This is a genomic window from Neisseria sp. DTU_2021_1001991_1_SI_NGA_ILE_055, from assembly GCF_032342915.1.
Classification (GTDB): Bacteria; Pseudomonadota; Gammaproteobacteria; order Burkholderiales; family Neisseriaceae; genus Neisseria.
In genome coordinates this window covers 953463-979228 of record NZ_CP135440.1, presented here as the reverse complement: position 1 = coordinate 979228, position 25766 = coordinate 953463, and the positions used below count along the sequence as shown (strand labels likewise).

The 25766-nt window shown below is 46.6% G+C and carries 25 protein-coding genes; 15 read left to right on the top strand and 10 right to left on the bottom strand.

Going from position 1 to position 25766, the window contains the following annotated elements; translation table 11 throughout:
* Positions 1 to 21 precede the first annotated feature (21 nt).
* Entirely contained in the window at positions 22 to 1029 is a 1008-nt protein-coding gene (locus tag RRV97_RS04530) for an IS5 family transposase (RefSeq protein ID WP_315611114.1), read from the top strand.
* Positions 1030 to 1245: 216 nt separating this feature from the next.
* On the opposite strand, the gene RRV97_RS04525 is transcribed toward RRV97_RS04530, so the two are convergent.
* Positions 1246 to 1671, bottom strand: coding sequence for a DUF4124 domain-containing protein (locus RRV97_RS04525; protein ID WP_003747116.1), 426 nt, complete (start codon positions 1669 to 1671; stop codon positions 1246 to 1248).
* A 189-nt stretch (positions 1672 to 1860) separates the two neighbouring features.
* On the opposite strand from RRV97_RS04525, the gene guaB reads away from it, so the two are divergent.
* From guaB to waaF, 3 genes are all read left to right on the top strand, one after another.
* Positions 1861 to 3324 carry an IMP dehydrogenase gene (gene guaB, locus RRV97_RS04520; RefSeq protein ID WP_036490563.1) on the top strand — a complete coding sequence of 488 codons (1464 nt, stop codon included), beginning with the start codon at positions 1861 to 1863 and terminating at the stop codon, positions 3322 to 3324.
* A gap of 161 nt (positions 3325 to 3485) precedes the next feature.
* A complete protein-coding gene (locus RRV97_RS04515) occupies positions 3486 to 4154 on the top strand; it encodes an energy transducer TonB (RefSeq protein WP_315612111.1) in 669 nt (222 codons plus the stop codon).
* Between the two features lie 66 nt (positions 4155 to 4220).
* Positions 4221 to 5255 (top strand): lipopolysaccharide heptosyltransferase II, encoded by a 1035-nt coding sequence (waaF, locus tag RRV97_RS04510; protein WP_315612110.1) that lies wholly within the window; start codon positions 4221 to 4223, stop codon positions 5253 to 5255.
* Between the two features lie 127 nt (positions 5256 to 5382).
* Here waaF and RRV97_RS04505 read toward each other — a convergent pair whose 3' ends face one another.
* The 3 genes from RRV97_RS04505 to RRV97_RS04495 all read right to left on the bottom strand — a co-directional run bounded on the left by RRV97_RS04505 (position 5383) and on the right by RRV97_RS04495 (position 7753).
* Positions 5383 to 6357 (bottom strand): class 1 fructose-bisphosphatase, encoded by a 975-nt coding sequence (locus RRV97_RS04505; protein ID WP_315612109.1) that lies wholly within the window; start codon positions 6355 to 6357, stop codon positions 5383 to 5385.
* 67 nt (positions 6358 to 6424) lie between these two features.
* Positions 6425 to 6778: a hypothetical protein gene (locus RRV97_RS04500; protein WP_036490569.1), complete on the bottom strand. Its 354-nt coding sequence runs from the start codon at positions 6776 to 6778 to the stop codon at positions 6425 to 6427.
* A 129-nt stretch (positions 6779 to 6907) separates the two neighbouring features.
* Positions 6908 to 7753 (bottom strand): 23S rRNA (adenine(2030)-N(6))-methyltransferase RlmJ, encoded by an 846-nt coding sequence (locus RRV97_RS04495; protein WP_315612107.1) that lies wholly within the window; start codon positions 7751 to 7753, stop codon positions 6908 to 6910.
* A 125-nt stretch (positions 7754 to 7878) separates the two neighbouring features.
* Here RRV97_RS04495 and RRV97_RS04490 point away from each other — a divergent pair, with 125 nt between their 5' ends.
* Together RRV97_RS04490 and RRV97_RS04485 are read left to right on the top strand one after the other, a co-directional pair.
* Positions 7879 to 8493, top strand: coding sequence for a riboflavin synthase subunit alpha (locus RRV97_RS04490; RefSeq protein ID WP_315612106.1), 615 nt, complete (start codon positions 7879 to 7881; stop codon positions 8491 to 8493).
* Between the two features lie 15 nt (positions 8494 to 8508).
* Positions 8509 to 9375 (top strand): ATP-binding protein, encoded by an 867-nt coding sequence (locus RRV97_RS04485; protein ID WP_315612105.1) that lies wholly within the window; start codon positions 8509 to 8511, stop codon positions 9373 to 9375.
* A gap of 64 nt (positions 9376 to 9439) precedes the next feature.
* Here the strand turns inward: RRV97_RS04485 and RRV97_RS04480 are convergent, their stop codons facing one another.
* Positions 9440 to 9868 (bottom strand): Spy/CpxP family protein refolding chaperone, encoded by a 429-nt coding sequence (locus RRV97_RS04480; protein WP_070837665.1) that lies wholly within the window; start codon positions 9866 to 9868, stop codon positions 9440 to 9442.
* A 277-nt stretch (positions 9869 to 10145) separates the two neighbouring features.
* Between RRV97_RS04480 and rpe the strand changes: the two genes are divergently transcribed.
* Positions 10146 to 10826: a ribulose-phosphate 3-epimerase gene (rpe, locus tag RRV97_RS04475; protein WP_315612104.1), complete on the top strand. Its 681-nt coding sequence runs from the start codon at positions 10146 to 10148 to the stop codon at positions 10824 to 10826.
* A gap of 104 nt (positions 10827 to 10930) precedes the next feature.
* Here rpe and RRV97_RS04470 read toward each other — a convergent pair whose 3' ends face one another.
* Together RRV97_RS04470 and RRV97_RS04465 are read right to left on the bottom strand one after the other, a co-directional pair.
* Positions 10931 to 12313, bottom strand: a complete 1383-nt coding sequence (locus tag RRV97_RS04470) for a phosphomannomutase/phosphoglucomutase (RefSeq protein ID WP_315612103.1) — start codon at positions 12311 to 12313, stop codon at positions 10931 to 10933.
* Between the two features lie 121 nt (positions 12314 to 12434).
* The gene (locus RRV97_RS04465; RefSeq protein ID WP_315115253.1) at positions 12435 to 13277 is read right to left on the bottom strand and encodes a neutral zinc metallopeptidase; all 843 of its coding nucleotides are present in this window, start codon (positions 13275 to 13277) and stop codon (positions 12435 to 12437) included.
* A 186-nt stretch (positions 13278 to 13463) separates the two neighbouring features.
* Between RRV97_RS04465 and RRV97_RS04460 the strand changes: the two genes are divergently transcribed.
* Positions 13464 to 13961 (top strand): YbhB/YbcL family Raf kinase inhibitor-like protein, encoded by a 498-nt coding sequence (locus tag RRV97_RS04460; protein ID WP_070460894.1) that lies wholly within the window; start codon positions 13464 to 13466, stop codon positions 13959 to 13961.
* 79 nt (positions 13962 to 14040) lie between these two features.
* Here the strand turns inward: RRV97_RS04460 and RRV97_RS04455 are convergent, their stop codons facing one another.
* The 3 genes from RRV97_RS04455 to RRV97_RS04445 form a co-directional block, all read right to left on the bottom strand.
* A complete protein-coding gene (locus RRV97_RS04455) occupies positions 14041 to 14550 on the bottom strand; it encodes a peptidylprolyl isomerase (RefSeq protein ID WP_004519830.1) in 510 nt (169 codons plus the stop codon).
* Positions 14551 to 14665: 115 nt separating this feature from the next.
* Positions 14666 to 16084: an SLC13 family permease gene (locus tag RRV97_RS04450; RefSeq protein WP_315612102.1), complete on the bottom strand. Its 1419-nt coding sequence runs from the start codon at positions 16082 to 16084 to the stop codon at positions 14666 to 14668.
* 274 nt (positions 16085 to 16358) lie between these two features.
* Entirely contained in the window at positions 16359 to 17522 is a 1164-nt protein-coding gene (locus tag RRV97_RS04445; protein WP_315612101.1) for a sugar transporter, read from the bottom strand.
* Positions 17523 to 17666: 144 nt separating this feature from the next.
* On the opposite strand from RRV97_RS04445, the gene RRV97_RS04440 reads away from it, so the two are divergent.
* From RRV97_RS04440 to RRV97_RS04410, 7 genes are all read left to right on the top strand, one after another.
* Positions 17667 to 17876 (top strand): heavy-metal-associated domain-containing protein, encoded by a 210-nt coding sequence (locus RRV97_RS04440; RefSeq protein WP_315612100.1) that lies wholly within the window; start codon positions 17667 to 17669, stop codon positions 17874 to 17876.
* Between the two features lie 102 nt (positions 17877 to 17978).
* Positions 17979 to 20963: a type I restriction endonuclease subunit R gene (locus RRV97_RS04435; RefSeq protein WP_315612099.1), complete on the top strand. Its 2985-nt coding sequence runs from the start codon at positions 17979 to 17981 to the stop codon at positions 20961 to 20963.
* 46 nt (positions 20964 to 21009) lie between these two features.
* Positions 21010 to 21657, top strand: coding sequence for a restriction endonuclease subunit S (locus RRV97_RS04430; RefSeq protein WP_315612098.1), 648 nt, complete (start codon positions 21010 to 21012; stop codon positions 21655 to 21657).
* A gap of 20 nt (positions 21658 to 21677) precedes the next feature.
* On the top strand, positions 21678 to 22394 hold the full coding sequence (locus RRV97_RS04425; RefSeq protein ID WP_315612097.1) for a restriction endonuclease subunit S: 717 nt from the start codon (positions 21678 to 21680) through the stop codon (positions 22392 to 22394).
* A complete protein-coding gene (locus tag RRV97_RS04420) occupies positions 22391 to 23005 on the top strand; it encodes a restriction endonuclease subunit S (RefSeq protein WP_315612230.1) in 615 nt (204 codons plus the stop codon). The genes RRV97_RS04425 and RRV97_RS04420 overlap by 4 nt, the downstream gene beginning before the upstream one ends.
* A gap of 8 nt (positions 23006 to 23013) precedes the next feature.
* Positions 23014 to 24108, top strand: a complete 1095-nt coding sequence (locus tag RRV97_RS04415; RefSeq protein ID WP_315612096.1) for an AAA family ATPase — start codon at positions 23014 to 23016, stop codon at positions 24106 to 24108.
* Positions 24105 to 25718 carry a type I restriction-modification system subunit M gene (locus RRV97_RS04410; RefSeq protein ID WP_315612095.1) on the top strand — a complete coding sequence of 538 codons (1614 nt, stop codon included), beginning with the start codon at positions 24105 to 24107 and terminating at the stop codon, positions 25716 to 25718. The genes RRV97_RS04415 and RRV97_RS04410 overlap by 4 nt, the downstream gene beginning before the upstream one ends.
* Positions 25719 to 25766 lie beyond the last annotated feature (48 nt).

Below are 25766 nucleotides of genomic sequence, written 5' to 3'. Positions count from 1 at the left end.
AAGACATTTAGGGGATTTTTCATGAGTACCTTCTTCCAGCAAACCGCACAAGCCATGATTGCCAAACACATCGACCGCTTCCCGCTATTGAAGTTGGATCAGGTGATTGATTGGCAACCGATCGAACAATACCTGAATTGTCAAAAAATCCGTTACCTCCGAGACCACCGCGGCCGTCCCGCCTATCCCCTGTTGTCCATGTTCAAAGCCGTCCTGCTCGGACAATGGCACAGCCTCTCCGATCCCGAACTCGAACACAGCCTCATCACCCGCATCGATTTCAACCTGTTTTGCCGTTTTGACGAACTGAGCATCCCCGATTACAGCACCTTATGCCGCTACCGCAACTGGCTGGCGCAAGACAACACCCTGTCCGAACTACTGGAACTGATCAACCGCCAACTGACCGAAAAAGGCCTAAAAATAGAGAAAGCATCCGCCGCCGTCGTTGATGCCACTATTATTCAGACCGCCGGCAGCAAACAGCGCCAGGCCATAGAAGTCGACGAGGAAGGACAAGTCAGCGGCCAAGCCACACCGAGTAAAGACAGCGATGCCCGTTGGATAAAGAAAAACGGCCTCTACAAACTCGGTTACAAACAACATACCCGTACCGATGCGGAAGGCTATATCGAGAAACTGCACATTACCCCAGCCAATGCCCATGAGTGCAAACACCTGTCGCCTTTGTTGGAAGGTCTGCCCAAAGGTACGACCGTCTATGCCGATAAAGGCTATGACAGTGAGGAAAACCGGCAACATCTGGAAGAGCATCGGTTACAGGACGGCATTATGCGCAAAGCCTACCGCAACCGTCCGCTGACGGAAGCGCAAACCAAACGTAACCGATATTTGTCGAAGACCCGTTATGTGGTCGAACAAAGCTTCGGCACGCTGCACCGTAAATTCCGCTATGCGCGGGCAGCCTATTTCGGGCTGATCAAAGTGAGTGCGCAAAGCCATCTGAAGGCGATGTGTTTGAACCTGTTGAAAGCCGCCAACAGGCTAAGTGTGCCTGTTGCTGCCTAAAAGGCGGCCCGGATGCCTGATTAATCAGGTATCCAAGGGGGATTAAGGGGGGATTTGGGTAGAATCAGTGGATATTTGAAACAAAAACAGCCGAAAATCTTTGTTTGGATCTCGGCTGTCGGAAGGAAAGGAATTTTGCAAAGGTCTCGGACTGAACGATGAAGGCCGTCTGAAATTTAATTTCAGACGGCCTTTTTGATATTGTTATTTGAGAGCTTAATTGCAGTATTTATTGACGTCGTTTTGGTATTGCTTAATCAGGCTGTCGCGATTGGCCAAGCGTGCGCTTTCGGCGACTTGGCGGTTGATTTTGGCGATTTTGCAGTTTTCCAGCTTGTTTTGGCGGTTTTGTTCTTCGATTTTTTTATTGCGCTCTTCGATTTGTTTGTTTTGTTCCGCAACCTGTTCGTTGGGTTGCTCGGCAACCGGCTCAGATGCCGCCGCGGCAGGCGCAACGGCAGGTTTGACGTTGTGCGTGCGGATGTTGACCACGCCGGAACGCTTCGGTTGCAGGCGGTTTGGCGTATCGGAATAGCTGTTGCCCGATGCGCCTTTCCAAGTGTATACCTCGGCCGCACCGGTCAGGGCGGCGGAAGAGAGAAGGGCTGCTATCAGACAGGTTTTGAGTACGGAAGATTTCATGGGTTTCCCTTATGTAAATGATGTTCTCATGCGGCTTATTTTACTTGAAACTGCAATGCGTTGGCATATTTTTGTACGCCAAATCAAATCATGTAAAAAAATAACGTTAAAACATGTATTGCCAATGTTAGCATCAAGCCGGTGTGATATAATGCCGTGCATCTTGCACAAACTGAAAGACCGAGCATCATGCGTATTGTAGAAAAAGCCTATACTTTCGACGACGTTTTGTTGGTTCCAGCGCACTCAAACGTGCTGCCTCGAGATGTCAAACTTCAAACCAAACTCACCCGCGATATCACGCTCAACCTCCCTCTACTTTCTGCTGCAATGGATACCGTTACCGAAGCGCGTCTGGCCATCTCTATGGCTCAAGAAGGCGGCATCGGCATCATCCATAAAAACATGACGCCGGAGTTGCAAGCGCGTGCCGTTTCCAAAGTGAAGCGCCATGAGAGCGGCGTGGTGAAAGATCCCGTTACCGTTGCGCCGACCGCATTGATCCGCGACGTATTGGAAATGCGCGCACAACGCAAACGCAAAATGTCCGGTCTGCCTGTTGTTGAAAACGGTAAAGTGGTTGGTATCGTGACCAACCGCGACCTGCGTTTTGAAAACCGTGTCGATCTGCCGGTTTCTGCCATCATGACCCCCCGCGACCGTTTGGTTACCGTTCCTGAAGGTACCAGCATCGACGAAGCCCGCGAAATCATGCATGCGCACAAAGTAGAGCGCGTTTTGGTATTGAACGACCAAGATGAACTCAAAGGTCTGATTACCGTTAAAGATATTCTGAAAACAACCGAATTCCCTAATGCCAGCAAAGATGCCGAAGGCCGTCTGCGCGTCGGTGCTGCGGTGGGTACCGGCGGCGATACCGAAGAGCGCGTCAAAGCATTGGTAGAAGCAGGTGTGGACGTGATTGTGGTCGATACTGCCCACGGCCATAGCCAAGGCGTTATCGATCGCGTGCGCTGGGTCAAAGAAACTTATCCGCACATTCAAGTCATCGGCGGCAATATCGCGACTGCCCAAGCCGCTTTGGATTTGGTGGCCGCCGGTGCGGATGCCGTTAAAGTCGGTATCGGCCCGGGCTCGATTTGTACGACCCGTATCGTGGCAGGCGTGGGCGTGCCTCAACTGACTGCGATTCACAATGTTTCCGAAGCCTTGAAAGGTACAGGCGTTCCCCTGATTGCCGACGGCGGTATCCGCTTCTCCGGCGATATTGCCAAAGCTCTGGCAGCAGGTGCATACAGCGTCATGCTCGGCGGTATGTTTGCCGGTACGGAAGAAGCCCCGGGCGAAATCGAACTCTACCAAGGCCGCTCTTACAAGTCTTACCGCGGCATGGGTTCGTTGGGTGCGATGAGCCAAGGCTCTGCCGACCGCTACTTCCAAGACAAAACCGACAGCACAGACAAATATGTTCCTGAAGGCATCGAAGGCCGCGTTCCTTACAAAGGCCCGATTGTGAACATCATCCACCAGCTGACCGGTGGTCTGCGCTCCAGCATGGGTTATTTGGGTTGCGCCAATATTGCTGAAATGCACGAGAAAGCAGAATTTGTGGAAATCACTTCTGCCGGTATGAGCGAATCCCACGTTCATGACGTACAAATCACTAAAGAAGCGCCTAACTACCATCGTTAAACCAGTATAAAAAGGTCGTCTGAAAATATTTCAGACGGCCTTTCTGTTTTTATAAGGTTTTCAAAATGAAGAGAATATTGCTTGCCGCCGTTATGCTTGGTATTTCAGGCTTGGCATTTTCAGAGTCTATTTAAGAATTGGAAAGAAGGCCGCTTAATATATTGAAAGGTCTGGGATTATCTGTTGAGGCTCAAAAAGGGTTTGTTTGGGTTGTTGTTCCTGTTGATGAACAAGGCAGGGCCGGTCAAGCAGTATGGAGCAAGGAGGGTGAAGTTTCTTCTGAGTTTATGGAATTGGCAAAACAGAAAATTGCTTCATTTAAACGATTCAAACCTAAATGGGCTTATGCTCATACTCTGGCAGGATATCAAGAGAAATTGCTAAAAGTGCAGAAACAAAAATGTGCAGCAATTGATCCTGATGGGTTTAAACGATGGAACAATAATCCGTATATTAAATCGGATTTAATAGGTGAGCCTTTATTGGATTGTTTGAATAAAGTATCCGAAGAGCAGGCCAATATCAAAGTCAACATTCCCAGCGTTGCCCAATTTTTTATTATTTCTGAGAAACAGGCAATGGTGAATATTGCTCAGATTTATCTTCCAGGATATCCCGCTCTATCAGCAGAAAATGGAGAAGAAGGCTCTGTCGTTATGGAATTACATATAGCAGGAGGAAAGGTTGATGCAGCAAAAATTGTTAAAAGCAGCGGTTATTCCCGATTAGATAAAGCTGCACGTAAGGCTATTTGGAGATTAACTTTTTCCAAAAAAGCTCGGGAAGATATTGGATATTATCAACTTGTACATTTTGTACTAGATAATTAAACCGAGTTTCAGACGGCCTTTTAAAAATCGTATTACAATAAGCCAAAATTAAAAACACATTCCATTATGTCCAAAAAAATCGTGATTATTACTCCAAGCTGGATTGGCGACTGCGTCATGACCCAACCGCTTTATCGCCGTTTGCATGAGCTGCATCCCGGCTGCACCATTGATGCTTTTGCGCCCAAATGGTCGATGGCTGTATTTGAGCGTATGCCTGAAATCAACCGTGTGATGGAAAATCCGTTTGGACATGGTGCGTTGGAATTGAAAAAACGCTGGCGTATCGGGCGTGAATTGGGAAGAGAAGGCTATGATCAAGTGATTGTTTTGCCCGGTTCGCTCAAATCCGCCATTATTGCCTTGGCTACGGGTATTAAACAGCGTACGGGCTACGTCGGCGAGTCGCGCTATTTTTTGCTGAACGATATCCGCAAGTTGGATAAGGCTGCGTTGCCTCTGATGGTTGACCGCTATACTGCGCTGGCGTATCCGACCCAAGCGGATTTTAACGGGCATTCCGATAATCCCTGTTTCACGATTGATCCCGAAAGCCGTCAAGCCGCTTTGGCAAAACATGGTTTGACGACGGATAAACCGATTTTGGCATTTTGTCCCGGTGCGGAATATGGCCCGGCCAAGCGTTGGCCTGCGCGTCATTTTGCCGAACTCGGCCGCCGCTATTTGGCTGAGGGTTGGCAGGTTTGGCTGTTTGGTTCGCAAAAAGATTTCGATATTGCAGATGAAATCAACCGGCTTTCAGACGGCCTGTGTACCAATCTTTGCGGCAAAACCAATCTTTCGGAGGCGATTGATTTGTTGTCTTGCGCCGATACGGTTGTGTGCAACGACAGCGGTCTGATGCACCTTGCGGCCGCGCTTGATCGGAAATTGGTTGCAGTTTACGGCTCATCCAGCCCTGACCATACGCCGCCTCTCAGCCAAAAGGCAAAAATTGTCAGTTTGAATTTGGATTGCTCGCCTTGTTTTAAGCGTGAATGTCCGTTGGGGCATACGGATTGTTTGAACAAGCTGATGCCGGATAGGGTACAAAAAGCGGCGGAAGAGCTGGCTCGTTCGGCGCAATCCAATAAAGATTAGATGGAAAGCAGCAAAGGGTAGATTTGAGTCTGCCTTTTGATTTTTTGTTTCTTTTATTTTTTAACCAAAGGCCGTCTGAAAATCATATTTCAGACGGCCTTTTTTGGTTTGAAATCAATACATCTGATTATTTTTGATGCAGATTGTAAACGTATTCGACTTCTTCGCGGCTGCCCATGAATACGGCAACACGTTGGTGCAGGCCGGTAGGTTGGATGTCGAGCATGGCTTCGATGGCGTTGTTTGATGCGCCGCCGGCCTGTTCCATAATCAGGCTCATCGGGTTGGCTTCGTACATCAGGCGAAGTTTGCCCGGTTTGGATGGGTCGCGTTTGTCTTGCGGATACATGAATACGCCGCCGCGCATCAGGATGCGGTGGATTTCGGCAACCATGCTGGCTACCCAGCGCATATTGTAGTTTTTGCCGCGTACGCCGGTTTCGCCTGCCAGCAATTCGTCAATGTATTGTTGAACAGGGGCGAACCAATGTCTTTGGTTGGACATATTGATGGCGAATTCTTTAGTGGATTCTGGAACGCGCGGATTTTCTTTAGTCAGCAGGAATTGGTTGGCATCGTCCAGAGTGAAGACGAATACGCCATGACCGACAGTCAGTACCAGTTGGGTTTGCGGACCGTATAAAACATAACCTGCGGCCACTTGGTCGCGGCCTTTTTGCAGGAAGGATTCGGTAGTCAATGCGCCTTCAGGTTTGGCCAAGACGGAGAAAATAGTGCCAACGGAGATGTTGACGTCGATATTGGAAGAGCCGTCCAACGGGTCAAACAATACCAAATAACTGCCGTTTTCGTGCGTGGCGACATAGGTGTCTTCTTCTTCGCTGGCGAGGCCTGCGATGTTGGCATTGGCTTTTAAAACATCAATCATGATGTTGTTGGCGATGACGTCAAGTTTCTTTTGGTCTTCGCCTTGGATGTTGCCGGTACCTGCCATGCCCAAAACGCCGGAAAGCGCGCCGAGGCGGACTTTGGCATTAATGTCTAAACAGGCGGCGGCTACGGACTCCAGTACGCCGGCCAGCTCTTGCGGCAGTTTGTGTTCGGGCAGGTGTTGGGCTAAAAATTGGTTCAATGTCTTCATGGTTTCACTCTTTTCCTAAGTTTGAATCGAATATTTTTCAATTTCAGGCCGTCTGAAAACGGCGTGTTCATTTGGTTTTGCTCTCGGCCATACCTAAAACTTCTTTAGTGCAGGCGATGCTGGTGTCTTTGATGCGTTTTTTCAGCTCGTCACTCATGGTATTGCTGCCGCCCAAAAGCGAGGTTGCTTCTTCGGGGCTGATTTTATCAACTGTTTTTTCGCCGATACAGCGGCAGATTTTTTCAGTGGTCGCGGAATCAAACGGGCTTTTTCCGGAGGCTTTTTCTACGCAGGCTTCGGTTGCCGAGCGGACAAATTCGGTGCGGAAACTTTGGGTAAATTCTTCTTTAAATTCGTTTTTTACTGATTCGCTGCACGCGCAAAGCAGGAGTGTGCAGGCTAGGGGTGTGCGTATATTCATGAGTGGACGGCCGTTAATTTTTATGTTGTGAATTGTAGTGGAAAAAGGCTTAAGTATAAAGGGTTAAGGCCGTCTGAACAGGTATGGCGACAAAATCGAAGCGCTTGGTATACGTTCAGACGGCAGCGTTTATTTCGTTTTGCTTTCCAATACATAATGCGCGCCGGTATCTTGCGCCAAAATTTTGGAAAGCTCGGGCAGATTGTTTTGTAATTGTTCGGCAAGCATATAGGGCGGATTGATGACGAACATGCCGCTGCCGTGCATGCCGAAGCCGTCGCTGCGCGGCGTATGGACATGAAGCTCGGCGTGCAGATAATTGTTGGGAGCGATTTTTTTGAGTTCGTCCGGCAGTTTGCGGCTTTCTTCGCGGCTCAAGCAGGGATACCAAACCATGTAGCAGCCGGTTTCAAAGCGTTTTAAAGCATCTTTCAAAACTTGGACGACGCGGCGGTAGTCTTGTTTTTCTTCGTAGGGCGGATCAATCAAGACGGCGGCGCGGCGGGGCGGAGGAGGCAAGAGTGAAATCAGGCCTTGATAACCGTCCGCTTGGCTGACCTGTACTTTGCGCGTCGGACGGACTTCGCGCATATTGTTTTGCAAATGGACAAAATCGGCAGGGTGCAGCTCAAAGAGGCGCATTTTGTCGCTGTCGCGCGTGAGCGCCTGTGCCAGCCAAGGCGAGCCGCAGTAAAGGTTGTCTTGCGGCAGTATTTGTTTCAGACGGCCTACAAATTCGGCCAATTCGGCAGGTAGCTTGTCAGCTTGTTCCAAGAGCGCAATGCCTTGTTTGTATTCGCCGACTTTTTGCGCTTCATCACCGCTCAAATCATACAAACCGGCACCACTGTGCGTATCGATATACCAATAAGGCTTGTCTTTGCGGTTGAAATATTCGAGGACGAGGAAAAGGGTAAAGTGCTTGAGCATATCGGCATGGTTGCCGGCATGGAAGGCGTGGCGGTAGCTGAGCATGATCGGGCTGCGGAAATAAAAATCCGATTATACCCCAAACCATCGCCATCACCGCTTTCAGACGGCCTTTGTGCCTGGAAAATGCTACAATATCCGCCTTATCGTACCATCGGAAAGAAGACATTATGTTTACAGGCATCGTACAAGGCATGGGCAAAATTACAGACATCGCCCAACCTTCGCCCGACTTTCGTACTCACACAGTCGAGCTGCCCCCCGAAATCGCCGACAATCTGCAAACCGGCGCCTCTGTCGCCAACAACGGCTGCTGCCTGACCATTACCCGAATCGACGGCAACAAAGTCAGCTTTGATTTGATGGACGAGACCTTACGCAAAACCAATCTCGGCAGCTTGAAAGTCGGCGACAGTGTCAATTTGGAACGCGCGGCGCGGTTTGGCGATGAAATCGGCGGCCATGTGATGAGCGGCCATGTGATGGCGGTTACCCGAATTTCCCGAATTCAATCCAGCGAGTTCAACCGTACAGTTTGGTTTGAGCTGCCGGAAAACCTCAAACCCTACATCCTGACCAAAGGCTTTGTCGGTTTGGACGGTTGCAGCCTGACCATAGGCGAAGTCAGCGACAGCGAATTTTGCGTACACCTGATTCCGGAGACTTTGGAGCGTACCCTGTTTGGCAGCCGCAAAGAAGGCAACCTCATCAATATTGAAATCGATCCGCAAACCCAAGCCGTTGTCGATACCGTTATGCGTGTATTGGCTCAAAAGGCCGTCTGAAAAAAGAAAGCCGAAATGAAATTATCCAATTTTTTGAAAAAAGCGAATTCCGTTTTAAACCGTCTGGATTTAATCCTGCCTGACGAAGCCGGTAAAACCGACTGGCGCGCTTTGGCCTACCGTTGGCACAGCGTGGGCAAAAAAGGTATTTTGGAAAGCCTGCCGCGTCCGCATACGTTTCCTTTGAGCAGATTGGCGGCAGTCGGTTCGCAAACCGATAGGCTGAAACGCAATACCGAGCAATTTTTGGCAGGCCGTCCGGCAAATAATGTCTTGATGACCGGCGCGCGCGGTACGGGCAAATCTTCCTTGGTGAAAGCATTGTTGCACGAATACGCCGAGCGCGGCCTGCGACTGATTGAGGTGGATAAAAGCGATTTAATCAGCTTGCCGGCTTTGTTGACGCTGTTGTCCGAACGTCCTGAGAAATTTATCGTCTTCTGCGATGATTTGTCGTTTGAAACCGGCGATGAAACCTATAAAGCCTTGAAAACCGCTTTGGATGGCGGACTGTCGCAACGTTGCACCAATGTTTTGGTTTATGCCACTTCCAACCGCCGTCATTTAATTCCCGAATACATGGATGAAAACGGCGGTACTACGGGCACTCGCGGCGAAATCCATCAGAAGGAAGCCATCGAGGAGAAAATCTCCCTTTCCGACCGCTTCGGCTTATGGCTGAGTTTTTATCCTTTCGATCAAAACGATTATTTGACCGCCGTAGCCAACTGGTTGGACGATTTTAATGTGCCTTTTGACGATACCTCGCGCCAAGCCGCGTTGCAATGGGCGCAAATGCGCGGCAGCCGTTCAGGCCGCTCGGCATGGCAGTTTGCCTGCGACTGGGCAGGACGCTTGCCGGAAGAAAGAGTGTTGGATTAAGGCTGAAAAAGTAAAGGCCGTCTGAATATGGTTTCAGACGGCCTTTTGTATTTTTATTTATCCATCAGCGCAAGCATGAAGACAACCATTGTTGGCGTTGGCGCGGATTGAGCAGATGATAGAGGCGGTATTGGATTTCCATTTCATCCACTGCATAGTCCATGCTGGAGAGGTAGCGGCTTTCAACATAGTCGCGGGCGGCGTTTGAGTCGAATGAGTCGCCGGAGAGGATTTTGATGATGGTTTGACGGCGGTTGCGGTCGGAGCGTACGGTTTTGCGGTAGGCTTTATCGTTGATTTGTTTGAAGTCGGTACGCAGGCGGCGCAGTGCAGCGTGTTGGTCGGCGGATAAATTGAGCTGTCGGATGTCGCAATTTGGGTGGAAGTCGTCCAAAGTGGCCAGAAACGGACCGGCGTGTGCAGGCAGACTGGAACAGAGTAGGGCGAGTGCTAAGAAAATAAAAGTCGGATAGCGGGAAAGTGCAACAGACACGGTGTTTTCCTAATGTTTCATCAGGTTTGGAAATATAACCGATAAGCGTGTGAAAGGCAGTATCAATGCAGTTAACTTTTGTTAATGATGTTAGATTTTTTTGAATGTGTATGTAATCTAATAATTTATTTTCAAAGCCTTACTATGTGATTATAAGTTTCATTAATGTATATGAAATGTAAATTCATAAAAATGACGGCAGAGACGTTGTCGGCGGCATACAACATAGGGTTAAAAATGCGATAATGATAAAGGAACACACTTTAGGAGAATAAACATGACCGACTACCGTATTGCCCCCAGTATTTTGTCTGCCGATTTTGCCCGCCTGGGCGAAGAGGTTGCCGAAGTTATCCGCGCTGGTGCGGATTTGATTCATTTTGACGTGATGGACAATCATTATGTGCCGAATCTGACTTTCGGCCCTATGGTTTGCGCAGCTTTGAAACCATATGCAACCGTGCCGGTCGATGTGCATTTGATGGTTGAGCCGGTGGATGATTTGATTCATGCGTTTGCCAAAGCCGGTGCCAATATCATTACTTTTCATCCGGAAGCCAGCCGCCACATCGACCGCAGCTTGGGTTTGATTAAAGAATACGGCTGTCAGGCAGGCTTGGTATTGAATCCTGCCACGCCGGTCAATATTCTGGAAAACGTTTTGGACAAACTGGATATGGTGTTGCTGATGTCGGTCAACCCGGGCTTCGGCGGACAAAGCTTTATCCCGAATACACTGGTGAAAATCCGCAAAGTGCGCGAGATGTTGGACGAGTATGAACGGCAAAGCGGCCGCCGTATCGCATTGGAAGTCGATGGCGGCGTGAAGACAGACAATATTGCTGAAATTGCGGCGGCAGGTGCGGATACATTTGTGGCTGGTTCGGCGATTTTTGGCAAACCGGATTACAAAGCCGTTATCGATGAAATGCGCCAACAGTTGGCGCAAGTCGGATAACCAAGCCGGGATATTCTTGGTTTCCAAATTTTAAATAATCAATGTTTAATATTAAAGGCCGTCTGAAATGATTTTCAGACGGCCTTTTGTTTTAGCCTAAACCCTTACAGCGGCCATTTCAATGCCGGATTGCTTTCAATGACTGCTTTGAATTGGTTTTGAATACGCTCAATCGCTTCTTGCGTATCCGCTTCAAAACGCAACACCAAAATCGGTGTGGTATTGGAAGCACGCATCAGGCCGAAGCCGTCGGGGAATTCAACGCGCAGGCCGTCGATGGTGATGATTTCGGTCGCGCCTTCGAATTTGGCTTTGGCGGCGAGTTCGTCGATAACCTGATGGCCGTTGCTGCCTTCCGGCAGGTCGATGTTGAGTTCAGGAGTGGAAATGCTTTGCGGCAGCTTGTTCAATACTTCGGACGGATTGTCGAAGGCAGACAGGATTTCCAAGAGGCGTGCGCCGGCATACATACCGTCGTCGAAGCCGAACCAGCGTTCTTTAAAGAAGATGTGTCCGCTCATTTCGCCGGCAACCAGTGCGCCGGTTTTTTTCATGGTGGATTTGATGAAGCTGTGGCCGGTTTTCTCCATGACAGGATCACCGCCGTGTTCTTTAATCCAAGGCGCGAGCAGGCGGGTGGATTTGACGTCGAAAATCACTTTGGCTTTGGGATTGCGGCTTAATACGTCTTGCGCGAAAAGCATCAGTTGGCGGTCCGGATAGATGATGTTGCCGTCTTTGGTAACCACGCCCAAGCGGTCGGCATCGCCATCAAATGCCAAGCCGATTTCGGCATCGCCGTTTTTGAGCTCGACAATGAGGTCTTGCAGGTTTTTCGGTTTGGAAGGGTCGGGGTGGTGATTAGGGAAATTGCCGTCCACTTCGCAGAAAAGTTCGGTTACTTCGTTGCCCAAGCCTTTGTAGAGTTTGCCCGCGAATGCGCCGCCGACACCGTTGCCTGCATCGATGGCGATTTTCATCGGGCGTTTGAGCTTGATGTGGCCGACGATATTGTTGTGGTATTCGCCGGAGATGTCTTTTTCGGTTACGCTGCCTTGTTTGTCGGCGGCAACAAAACCGTCTTTTTCAACAATGGCTAAAAGTTCTTGAATGGCTTCGCCTGCGAGCGTGTCGCCGCCGAGCATCATTTTGAAACCGTTGTAATCAGGCGGATTGTGGCTGCCGGTAATCATCACACCGCTGCCGCCGCATTCGTTGATGGCCGCGAAGTAGAGCATAGGGGTAGCAACCATGCCGACGTTGAGGACGTCGATGCCGCTATCTGTGAAACCGCGTTGAATCTGCGCCATCAGGCCGGGACCGCTCAAACGTCCGTCGCGGCCGAGTGCGATACGGGTAATGCCTTTTTCGGAGGCTTTGGTGGCAATGGCTTTGCCGATTAAATAGGCAGCTTCGTCGGTCAGGGTTTTGCCGACGATGCCTCGGATGTCGTAGGCTTTGAAAATGTTGCGGGCGATATTTGCCATGTGGATTTCCTTTAAATTTAAGGGGAAATAATGAGGCTTATTCTAACACGGCTAAAAGGCCGTCTGAAGAATTCAGACGGCCTTTTATCGTTACATCAAAGAACAGTGTTGCTTGGACGAATCAATTGTTAAAAGTGTTGCACTGGTTGATGTCGCCGCTTTCCAAACCGCGCTTGAGCCAAGTCATACGTGCTTCGGACGAGCCATGGGTAAAGCTGTCGGGAACGACATAGCCCTGAGCCTGTTTCTGCAAGCGGTCGTCGCCAACGGATTCGGCGGCCAGCATGGCTTTTTGAATGTCTTCGGCTTTGAAGATATTGTTATTGACGGCGTAGTGTCCCCAAATGCCGGCGAAACAGTCGGCCTGCAATTCGAGTTTAACAGAAAGGGCATTGGCCTCTTTTTTGCCGACTTGCTGTTGCATTTTGTGGACTTTAGGCAGAATGCCGAGCAGGTTTTGAACGTGATGGCCGACTTCATGGGCAATAACGTAGGCAAACGCGGCATCGCTGGCCGATTCGAGCTTGGTGCGCATGTCTTCGTAGAAGCTCAAGTCCAAATAAACTTTTTGGTCGCCTGGACAGTAAAACGGGCCCATGGCAGATTGGCCCGTACCGCAGGCGGTGGACGTACCGCCTTCATATAACACCATGGTTGTCGGCGTGTAGCGTTGGCCGTGTTGTTGGAAATATTTGCTCCATGCTTTTTCCGTATCGGCAAGGACGACGCGGGACAGTTCGTTCAATTCAGCTTCTTGTTGGCTGTCGAGTCGGGAGGCTTGCTGGGTAGGGATACCCATCGAAGATGAGCCGCCGACCAAACCGCTCAAATCCACGCCGTAATATGCGCCGACCAAAACCACGATAATGCCGAGTATGCCCGGCGTTTTGCCGCCACCGCCGCCGCCACGGCTTCCGCGGCGGTCTTCGACGTTTTGGCTTTGTTCACGGCCTTTCCAATCCATAATGCGTATCCTGTATAGTTTTCATGCGGCGGATTATACTATGGAATGTCAAATGTGTTTGATCGAATTGTGAATATTGCTTGAGGCCGTCTGAAAATGCGATATCGGGAAAGTGAAAACGGCAGTATCTTTCAGACGGCCTTGGGGTTTGTTAGAATGAGCCAACCTACTATTGGGAGATATAAGATGAAAGTCAGCAGTAAAGCTATTGTCAACGGTGAATTTGAAGACAAATACGGCAAGCGCGGCAGCCAGTTCAGCCCGAACGGTATGCCTACTTATTCGATTCCTTTTGAGATCGAAGATGCGCCGGAGGGAACAAAATCGTTTGCCGTGGTGTTGGAAGACAAAGATGCCATTTCAGCATCGGGCTTCGTATGGACGCATTGGTTGATTTCGGATTTGAAACGTACTTCCGTGGAAGAAAATGAAAGCATTTCTGCAACGGATTTCACGCAAGGCGCGAATACTTGGGCGAGCGCGTTGGGTAAATTTGAAATCGAAGAGGCTTCGTTTTATGGCGGTATGGCGCCACCGAACAACCGCCATCGTTACGAGCTGATTGTGTACGCGCTGGATACCGTTTTGGATTTGCCGCGCGGTTTCCGCTTTAATGAGCTGCATTTTGCCATGCAGGGTCATGTTTTGGATTCGGCATGTGTGGTCGGTACTTATGATGTGTGAAGGTATCGTCATTAATGATTGAAAAACAGCCTGTCCGTTTTGAATTCGGACAGGCTGTTTTTATGTGAAATCAAATCAATTAAACCACTTCGGCTTTGGTGATGATGACAGGTTCGCTCGGTACGTCGTCGTGGTAGCCGTGACGTTTGGTAGAAACGCCTTCGATAGCATCGACAACGTCAAAACCGTCAACGACTTTGCCGAATACGGCATAGCCCCAGTCTTGGACGACGGTTTTGCCGTACAGCTCTTTAGAACGGAAGTTCAGGAAAGCGTTGTCGGCAGTGTTGATGAAAAATTGCGCGCTGGCAGAGTGCGGATCGGAAGTACGCGCCATGGCGATGGTGTATTTTTCGTTAGGCAAACCGTTGGACGCTTCGTTTTGAATCGGATCGCGGGTTTCTTTTTCGTTCATGTTTTCATCCATGCCGCCGCCTTGAATCATGAAGCCTTTGATGACGCGGTGGAAGATTACGCCGTCGTAGAAGCCGTCTTTAACGTATTGCTCGAAGTTTTTAGCTGTAACGGGGGCTTTGTCGAAATCAAGTTCGATTTTGATGTCGCCTTTGTTGGTGTGCAGGATAATCATGGGTTTCCTTTCGTTAGAATCCGGTTTTAATCATTCGTTAAATTGTGTCTGAACGACAAACTTCAAGGCCGTCTGAAAAATATTCTTTCAGACGGCCTGGACTATGTTTACGGGTTTACGGCATCAGGACGAAATAAGCCCACAGCGCAACCAATACGATACAGAGGACGTTCAGCAATAAGCCGACGTTCATCATTTCGCGTTGTTTAATCAAGCCCGTACCGAACACAATCGCGTTAGGCGGCGTAGCAACCGGCAGCATGAACGCGCAAGATGCGCCGATGCCGATAACGAATACCAAGACTTGTTCGGGCAGCCCCATTTGTGTGGCGATGCTGGCGAAAATAGGCACGAGCAGCGCGGCGGAAGCCGTGTTACTGGTGAACTCGGTCAGGAAGATGATGAAGGCGGCAACCACGAAAATCACCAGCAATGCAGGAGAATGGGAGAAGGTGGAGGCAACCTGTTGACCCAATGCTTCGGACGCGCCGGAAGATTGCAGCAACGCGCTCAAGCTGATACCGCCGCCGAAGAGCATCAATACACCCCAGTCGGTATTGCGCGCAACTTCTTTCCATTGCGCCACGCCGAATACGACGACGGCAACAGCGGCAATCAGGGCGATGACGGTGTCTGGGTTGGAAATACCGAATGTTGCTTTGATTTTGGAGCTGAATACCCAAGCAACGGCGGCAGCCAAGAAAATCAACAATGCGATCACGCGGTGCAGCGTCCAAGGGATAGATTCCTCTTTAACTTCCACGCGCTCATTCAAATTAGGTTTGAGGATTACATACATGGAGAACAGCATCAGTGGCAGGATCAACAGCATCATCGGCAGGCCGAGCTTCATCCAGCCGACGAAGTCCAAGTTCAGCGCTTTGGCGGCAATCATGTTTGGCGGCGAACCGACCACGGTACCCAAGCCGCCGATACTGGCGCAGTAGGCGATGCCGAGCAGGACGAAAACGTAGGTTTTGCGTTCTTTTTCTTGGTCGAGGTGGCTCATCATACCCATTGCCAAAGGCAGCATCATGGCGGCGGTCGCGGTATTGCTGATCCACATGGACAGGAAGGCGGTAACGGCAAACAGCATCAACACGGCCACTTTCATATTGCCGCGCGACAGGCGCAACAGGCTGACAGCGATTTTACGGTCGAGGCGCTGCATGTGCAGGGCGGTGGCAAGCGCGAAGCCGCCGAAGAAGATGTAAATCGTCGGATCGGCAAAGCCCGCCATCGCTTTTTTGATGTCCATGTCGGGGAAGCCGAGTACGACGGCGAGAATCGGCACCATCAATGCGGTTACCGTGATGTGTACGGCTTCGGTAAACCAAAGTGCCGCAACGAAAATCAACAGCGCAATACCTTTGTTGGCATCGGTGCTGTAGGGAAGGATGTAATAAATGCCGAAGCAGACAACAGCAGAGATAATGGTCGTCAGCAGTCCTTTAAAGTCGGTAATCGGCTTCTGCGCACTGAGAAGCTCAACGTTCTCAGGATGCTGAGTTTTATCCTTGGCGTTTAAGTCCATGATGTATTCCTCTGAAACATGATTGGTTTTTCTTTTCAGCCGTACGTTCAGACGGCCTAATAGGCGACAGTATATTTGTAATTTGATGTAGTGTAAACAAATTGTAAATTATTTTTTAAAAATGAAATGAAAACCGGATAAGCAGCAAGAAAACTGCTTATCCGGCGAAATGAAGACCCATCGTGAGCTAATAAGAATCAGGACAAATCGGTAAAATTGCCAAAATTACGGTAGAGTCAGTAATACCATCCTGATTTATATGGATTTAAACCTTTTACGTCAGATTGTCTTGTTCCTTAAACAACAAGCCGCAAACGGCCAGACCTGCCGCCGCCAGCAAGGCTCCGGCAATGCCGATATTGGAAAGACCGAACCAGACGGTTACATAATGTCCCAAAAGCGCACCGCCGCCGATACCGACATTGTACAAACCTGAATAAATCGAGTTGGCCACATCTGTCGCATCGGAAGCAAACGTCAATACTTTGGAGACCATGCCCAAGCTGACAATGACGATGGCCACGCCCCAAATAAACACCAGCGCGTACACCGCATAAGGGAAAGAGGCAAACGGCAGAAGCAGCAGGGCGGAGAGCAGGATGACTGCCACTGCGCCGAGCATAAACAAACGTTGCGATTTGGCAAACCATTTGCCAAACAGATAAGAAGCGGCGAAGCCTGCCAAACCGTACAGGCTCAAAACGATGGTAACTTGTTCTGCCTTAAATCCGCCAACTTGCAACACAAAAGGCTCGATATAGCTGTATGCCGTGAAATGGGCTGTAATAATCAACACCGTCATGGCATAAAGCAACATCAGGTTGCGGCGTTTGAACAAACTCGGCAGACTGCTTAAAGAGCCGGTATTTTGGCTGGGTAAAGCAGGTAGGTTTTTGGCCAACACCAGCATTACGCCGGCAGCACAGACCCCGATCAGCAGGAAGCTGAGCTGCCAGCCGAAGTATTGCCCGACCACGCGCCCCAGCGGAATGCCCAAAACCATAGCCAAAACCGTACCCGTACTGAGCAAGCCCAAAGCCTGATTGGTTTTGCCGGTGGGCGCAAGCCGTACCGCCAAAGAAGCCGTAATCGACCAAAATACCGCGTGTGTCAGCGCAATCCCGATACGGCTGACCAAGAGGATGTTGAAGTTCCAAGAAAAGAACGACAGCGCGTGAAACAGCGCAAACAGTGCAAACAGCATCAGCAATAATTTGCGCCGTTCGATGTTTTTCGTCATCAGCATCAGCGGCAGCGATAGGAGCGCAACAATCCACGCATACACCGTAATCATCATGCCCACTTCCGTTGCCGGTTTGCCAAAGCTTTGACCGATGTCACTCAAAAGCGCAATCGGAATATATTCGGTGGTATTGAAAATAAACGCCCCCACCGCCAGCGCGCATACGCTAACCCATTGTTTGAATGTTGAAGTCATTATTATGTCCGTTTGATGAAGCAAAGGGCATTATTGTACGCCTATCTGCATTTTTCAGACGGCCTTAATGAAGAATTTGCAAGTCGTTGGCGTAAGGAGTAAAGTGTTTGGCAATTATCTTTGTTTGAACGAAAGGAAATACAAATGCAAACAGTTACCCTCAACATCGACGGCATGACTTGCGGCGGCTGCGTGAAAAGCGTAACCCGTCTTTTGGAAGGCGTAGAAGGCGTGGAAAAAGCAGAAGTCAGCCTGGAAAACAAAAATGCAGTGATTACTTTCGATGAAAGCAAAACAGATGCCGACGCGCTGATTGATGCCGTAGAAGACGGCGGCTACGATATCACCCTTTAAGGCTTAAAAACATAGAGTAAGGTAGTTTTGTTGACTACTGAGTATTAAAAACACTTATTAAAAAATAAGTGTTTTTAATCATAATTTTAAATAGAAATTATTATGATTTTAACTGAAAGAAAAATAGAGCAAAAATTTATTCAAAAACTCATTGATTTAAAATATACCCACCGACCTGATATTCACGATCGTGAGTCACTCGAACAAAATTTTCGTCAAAAATTCGAGCAGTTGAATCGCGTCCGTTTAACTGATAGCGAATTTGAGCGCCTAAAACTGGAAATTATCAAGCCTGACGTATTTTCTGCCGCGAAACTACTGCGTGAGATCAATACTTTCATTCGCGAAGATGAGACTCCACTTCACTATACTCTAGTTAATATCAAAGACTGGTGTAAGAACGACTACGAAGTCATCAGTCAACTGCGCATCAATACTGATACTAGTCATCACCGTTACGACGTAATTTTGTTAATTAACGGGCTTCCGTTGGTACAAATTGAGCTAAAAACCCTGCAAATTCCGCCGATAAAAGCCATTGAGCAGATTATCGACTACAAGAACGATACTGGAAATGGTTACGGGAACAGTCTTTTATGTTTTATGCAGCTTTTTATCGTCAGTAATGAAAGTAGTACCTATTATTTTGCTAATAACTCAAACAAACATTTTAGCTTCACCGCAGACGAACGCTTTCTGCCCGTTTACCATTTTGCCGATGAAGCCAACAACAAAATCAACCATCTCTACGACTTTGCCGATAAATTCTTAGAAAAATGTACCTTAGGCAGAATGATCAGTCGTTATATGGTATTGGTTGCCAGTGAGCAAAAATTGTTAATGATGCGTCCTTACCAAATTTATGCCGTCAAAGCGATTGTGGATTGCATTCATCAAAGTCGCGGTAATGGCTATATCTGGCACACTACCGGTTCAGGTAAAACACTGACTTCCTTTAAAGCCTCAACCCTGCTCAAAGACAATCCTGACATCGATAAATGCCTGTTTGTTGTAGATAGAAAAGACCTTGATCGCCAAACACGTGAGGAATTCAACCGTTTCCAAGAAGGCTGCGTTGAAGAAAATACCAATACCCAAACTTTGGTAAACCGTCTGCTGTCCGATGATTACGCTGACAAAGTCATCGTAACTACTATTCAAAAACTCGGCTTGGCACTCAAAGAAAACAGCAAATACCACAACCAATTAAGCACACTCAAAGACAAACGCATGGTCTTTATCTTTGACGAATGCCACCGCAGCCAATTCGGTGATAACCATCGGGCGATCAAAAACTTCTTCCCTAATGCGCAACTGTTTGGTTTTACTGGCACACCGATTTTTGAAGAAAATGCCAGTTATAAACGTATTGATGGCACGGATGCTACACTTCAGACGACCTTAGACATCTTTGAACAGCAGCTGCATGCCTACACCATCACCAATGCCATTGATGATGGTAACGTCTTGAAATTCCATATTGATTATTACAAAGCCGAAGGCGATAAACCTGTTTCTGCCGCTCACTCAACCACCAAGCAGGCGATTGTTGATTCCATTTTGAGTAAACACGATGCAGCAACGGCTGAACGTCGTTTTAATGCTATTTTTGCCACTGCATCCATCAACGATGCTATCGAATACTACAACTTATTCAAGTCTGCCCAAGCCAAGTTGCAAGCAGACAATCCCGAATTTGAGCCGTTGAACATCGCCTGCGTTTTCTCGCCGCCTGCACAGGCAATGCAGAAAGATGACCACAAAAACCAATCCGACATCGTTCAAATGCAGGAAGATTTACAACAGGAAAAATTCGATAATCAAACTGATCCAGAAGGAAAAAAAGCAGCCTTAAAAACTATTATTGAAGATTACAACCGTCAATACAGTACTAACCACAGCATTGGTGAATTCGACGTGTACTATCAGGATATTCAAAAACGCATCAAAGACCACCAATATCCCGACAAAGACTATGCGCACAAAAACAAGATCGACATTACCATTGTCGTCGATATGCTGTTGACCGGATTCGACAGCAAATATCTAAACACGCTCTATGTCGATAAAAACCTCAAGTACCACGGCTTGATCCAAGCCTTTTCCCGTACCAACCGCGTTTTGAACGCAAGTAAGCCCTACGGCAATATCCTCGATTTTCGAGGACAAGAGGCGCAGGTAGATGAAGCCATCAAACGCTTTTCAGGGCAGGATGCAGAGCGCGCCAAAGAAATCTGGATAGTCGATCCCGCAGAAATCGTCATGACCAAACTGCAAAACGCCATGACTCAACTTGAAGACTTCATGTCATCGCAAGGCGTAGCATGCGAACCATCCGAGGTTTATAACCTTAAAGGCGACAACGCCCGCGCAGGCTTTCTTAACCTATTTAAAGAAGTCCAACGTTACAAAACCCAGCTTGGGCAATACACCGATTTAAGCGAAGAACAAAAGCAAGAAATAGAAGCCATTCTACCCGCCGATACTCAGCGTGCTTTCAAAGGCGTATATCTGGATATGGCACAACGCTATAAAGAACAAACTGGTAAGAAAGATACTGTTTTACCCCAAGAAATCGAACAATTGGATTTTGAATTTGTCCTCTTTTCATCTGCCATCATCGATTACGACTATATCATGCGCTTGATTGCTGAAAACACATCCAAGCCGAAGAAACAGCAGATGAGCCGCAAGCAATTGGTCGACCTGATTGCCTCCAGCAGCGACCTAATGGACGAAAAAGACGACATCATCGCCTATATCGACAGCCTGAAAGCAGGCGAAGCCCTAAGCGAACAAGACGTTAAAACAGGCTATCAGGCATTCCGCCAAGAAAAAACAGACAAAAAACTGACCGCACTTTCCGAAAAACACGGCATCTCAGGCGCAACCCTGTCCGCTTTTGTCAACGAAATTATGGATAGAATGATTTTCGACGGTGAAAAACTGACCGACCTGCTTGAGCCGCTGGATTTAAGCTGGAAAGAACGCCGTCTGAAAGAGCTTGCCCTGATGGAAGACCTTGTCCCTTTGCTGAAAGGTTTGGCAAAAGGCAAAGAGATTTCAGGGTTGAAGGCTTACGAATAGGCTGCCTGTTTTTTCAGGTAGCCCGACAAGACAAAAGAGAACAAACATGGACAAACAAGACGATAAACAAGAACGTGTGACCCCAAAACTGCGGTTTCCGGAGTTTCAGACGACGTTGGGGTGGAGTAATAAACCTTTAAGTAAGCTAGCGAATCGTATTACATCAAAGAACAAATCAGGAGAAATCACTCGTGTATTTACTAACTCTGCGAATGATGGTGTAGTAGATCAAAGTGATTATTTTGATAGAGAGATTGCAAATAAAGATAATCTAAACGGCTACTACATTATTGAACTGGGTGATTATGTATATAACCCTAGAATTTCAACTGCCGCCCCAGTAGGACCGATTTCCAAAAACAAAATAGCCAAAGGGGTAATGTCGCCGTTATACACAGTATTTAGATTTCATCAGACTGACAACGACTTCTATGAGCACTATTTCAAAACCAATTGCTGGCATAAATACCTGCAACACGTTTCTAATAGTGGGGCCAGGCATGATCGTATGAATATTACGAATGATGATTTTATGGCAATGCCAGTGCCAATATTATCACCAGAAGAGCAACAAAAAATCGCCGACTGCCTGTCTTCCATCGACGAATTGATAGAACTGGAAGAACAGGCGATTGCAGGCTTGAAGCAGCATAAAAAAGGTCTGATGCAGCAATTGTTTCCGGCAGCCGGATAAATACAGGATAGAAACAAACGATGAATAAGCAAGACGACAAAAAACGAGTAACGCCCAAAATGCGGTTTCCCGAGTTTCAGACGACGTTGGGGTGGGAGGCAAGCAGTGTTTCAAAAACCTGCAAGTCATTTAGTGGCGGAACACCAAATACTGCCAATAAATATTTTTATGGCGGGAAAATTCCATTTATTCGATCTGCTGAAATTGCACTTGAAAAAACTGAATTATTTTTAACAGAAGAAGGGTTGAACAACTCATCTGCCAAAATGGTAAATAAAGGGGATGTTTTAGTAGCTTTGTATGGAGCAAACAGCGGAAATGTTGCATTGTCTAAAATTGATGGTGCTATTAATCAAGCAATATTGTGCCTGCAGCACCAAAATAATAACGCCTTTCTCTATCACATTTTATCCTATAATCAAGAAAAAATTGTTAATACCTATATTCAAGGAGGGCAAGGAAATCTTTCAGGAGAAATCATAAAATCAATAAAACTTCCCTTTCCTAGCCCGAAAGAACAACAAAAAATCGCCGACTGCCTTTCATCAATCGACGAACTGATTAATTTTAGAGAACAAAAACTTGCTGCCTTAAAACAGCATAAAAAAGGCTTGATGCAGCAGTTATTCCCAAGCCACAATGACCTGCAAGCAAGCAAGCAAGCAAGCAAGCAAGCAAGCAAGCAAGCAAGCAAGCAAGCAAGCAAGCAAGCAAGCAAGCAAGCAAGCAAGCAATAGTTTATCCGAAACTTAGATTCCCGCAATTTAAAGATTGTGAAGGTTGGAGGGTTGTACGTATTTCTGATTTATTAGTCGAGAAAAAACGTCCTGTTAAACTTGAAAATGAAACAGAATATTGTCTCGTTACAGTTAAACGACGCCACGGTGGAATTACGCTAAGAGAAGTTGCAAAAGGCAAAGAAATTAAAGTTCAATCACAATTTAGAGTATTTACAGATGATTTCTTAATTTCAAAACGCCAAATAGTACATTGTGCATGTGGGGTATTACCTGAAGAGCTTGATGGTTCTATAGTTTCAAATGAATATTCAGTATTAAATGCCAAAGAAAATGTAAATATTACGTTTTTTAATTATTTTTGCCACCAGCCAATCGTTGAGAAATCATTTCTTGATTGTAGTAGTGGGATTGTTATCGAAAAAATGCTATTTAAGTTAGATGAATGGATGAAGCAAGAATTCTATTTCCCTAAAAATCCAAAAGAACAACAAGCCATAGCCGATTGCCTATCATCACTAGACAAGCTGATCAACGAAGAAAACGAACAGATAGGCCGTCTGAAAGACCATAAGAAGGGACTGATGCAGCAGTTATTCCCTAACATTTAGGAATCGATATGAATAATAATCAAATAAAAATTACAACCTATAAAACTATGAAATGGCTTGCCAAAAGAATTCGAGACGATTTAAATAATAAAGATTTTGTCTTGCTTTATGCTTACAATGGCACAGGTAAAACCTGCCTATCTATGGAAGTAAAAAAACAAAATCAAAAGAAGAATAATAATCAAACCAACACTCTTTATTTCAACGCATATACTGAAGACTTGTTTTATTGGAATAATGATTTTATAAATGATGGCCATGAACCAAAATTGCTACTAAATTCTGATTCAAAATTCTTTAGCGGATTAAAAGAACTAGCATTGGAAGAAAAAATTTCATTTTATCTGAATCGATATGCGGATTTTGATTTTAAAATTGACTATAAAAATTGGTACATATCATTTACCAATCCAACTCAACCAGATAAATTAATTAAAATCTCGCGAGGGGAAGAGGTTATTTTTATTTGGTGCTTTTTTCTTGCATTATGTCAATTGGTTTCAGATAGACATGAATCTTACCAATGGGTTAAATATATTTATATTGATGACCCTGTTTCATCTTTAGATGATAACAACACTATTTCCATTGCTTGTGATTTGGCAAAATTATTAAAGGAAAATAAAGATAAATTTAAAGCAATCATTTCATCACATCATGGATTATTCTTTAATGTCATGTGCAATGAATTAAAAAAACAGGAGCATAAGAAATATTTTTTACACAAAGATAAAACGACAAATTATCTTCATCTCCAGTCAACTGACGATGTTCCTTTTTTTCATCATGTAGCCAGCCTTAGTAAGATACAAGCGGCTATTGATAGTGATTCAATATATACATATCACTTTAATATGCTAAGAAGTATCTTAGAAAAAACTTCTAGTTTCTTAGGTTACAATGATTTTTCAGATTGCCTGACAGGTATTGATGATGAGATTCTATATGCTCGAGCTCTAAATTTATTGAGTCACGGTAATCATTCTATTTATGAGCCTAGGGAAATGAATCAAGATAATAAGGATTTATTTAAAGAAATCTTCCAAAATTTCTTAGATAAATACCACTTTTCTTTACCCCAATTAATCGAGAAGCAACCATGACCCAAGAACAATTAAACCAACTCGGCAAAACGCTATGGGCAATCGCCGATCAACTGCGCGGGGCGATGAATGCCGACGATTTCCGCGACTATATGCTGTCGTTTCTGTTTTTACGTTATCTGTCAGACAACTACGAGCTTGCCGCACAAAAAGAATTGGGGCGGGATTATCCGCAATTGAGCGATGAAGACAAACGTACACCGCTTGCCGTGTGGTATGAACAAAATGCTGACTTCGTCGCAGATTTTGAAAAACAGATGCGCCGTAAAGTACATTATGTGATTAAGCCCGATTTTCTTTGGAGCAGCATTGCTGAGCTTGCACGTATTCAAAGCAGTAAATTATTAAATACTTTGCAAGAGGGTTTTAAATATATTGAAAACGAGTCTTTTGAAAGTACGTTTGGCGGCTTATTTTCCGAAATTAATTTAAATTCGGAAAAACTTGGCAAAAATTACGAAGAACGAAATAACCGATTAAGTGAGGTCATCAAAAAAATTGCTGAAGGCATCAATGAGTTTTCTACCGATAGCGATGCTTTGGGCGATGCCTATGAATACTTAATTGCCCAGTTTGCGTCCGGCTCTGGTAAGAAGGCCGGCGAGTTTTATACTCCCCAACAGGTTTCCACTATTTTGTCACGGATTGTCACGCTTGACAGCCAAAACCCCGCCAGCGGCAAAAAGAAAAAGCTGGACAATGTGCTGGACTTTGCCTGCGGTTCGGGGTCTTTATTGCTGAATGTGCGTCATCAGATGGCGGAAGAAGACGGGCATATCGGCAAAATCTACGGACAGGAAAAGAATATTACCACCTACAACCTGGCGCGGATGAATATGCTGCTGCACGGTGTAAAGGATACAGAATTTACCATTCATCACGGCGATTCTCTGCTCAACGATTGGGATATTCTCAATGAAATGAATCCTGCGAAGAAGCTGGAATTCGATGCCGTTGTTGCCAATCCGCCGTTCAGTTACCGCTGGGAGCCGAAAGAGGATTTGGCAAACGATTTCCGCTTCAAAAACTATGGGCTTGCCCCTAAATCGGCAGCAGATTTCGCCTTTTTGCTACACGGTTTCCATTTTTTAAGCGATAGCGGCACGATGGCCATCATTCTGCCGCACGGCGTATTGTTCCGAGGCGGTGCGGAAGAAAAAATCCGCACCAAACTACTCAAAGACGGCAATATTGATGCCGTGATCGGTCTGCCTGCCAATTTGTTTTATTCAACAGGTATTCCAGTCTGCATTTTGGTGTTGAAAAAATGTAAAAAAGAAGACGACGTTTTGTTTATCAACGCCGCCGATTATTTTGAAAAAGACAAACGCCAAAACCGCCTGACAGGCGAACATATCGATAAAATCGTGGACTGCTACCAATACCGCAAAGAAGAACAAGGCTACTCACGCCGTGTATCTATGCAGGAAATTGAAGATAACGGCTACAATCTGAATATTGCCCGCTATGTCAGCAATACTCCTATTGAGGAAGAAATCGATTTGGTCGCTAATCATAGTATTTTGATGGATTTGGATTTAAAAATTAAAGAGGCTACGGAAAAACATAATGCATTTTTGAAAGAATTGGGATTACCATTGTTGCCATAATATATTTATTAATTGGACCCCAAGTGAGAGATATGTAAGAATCTTTGG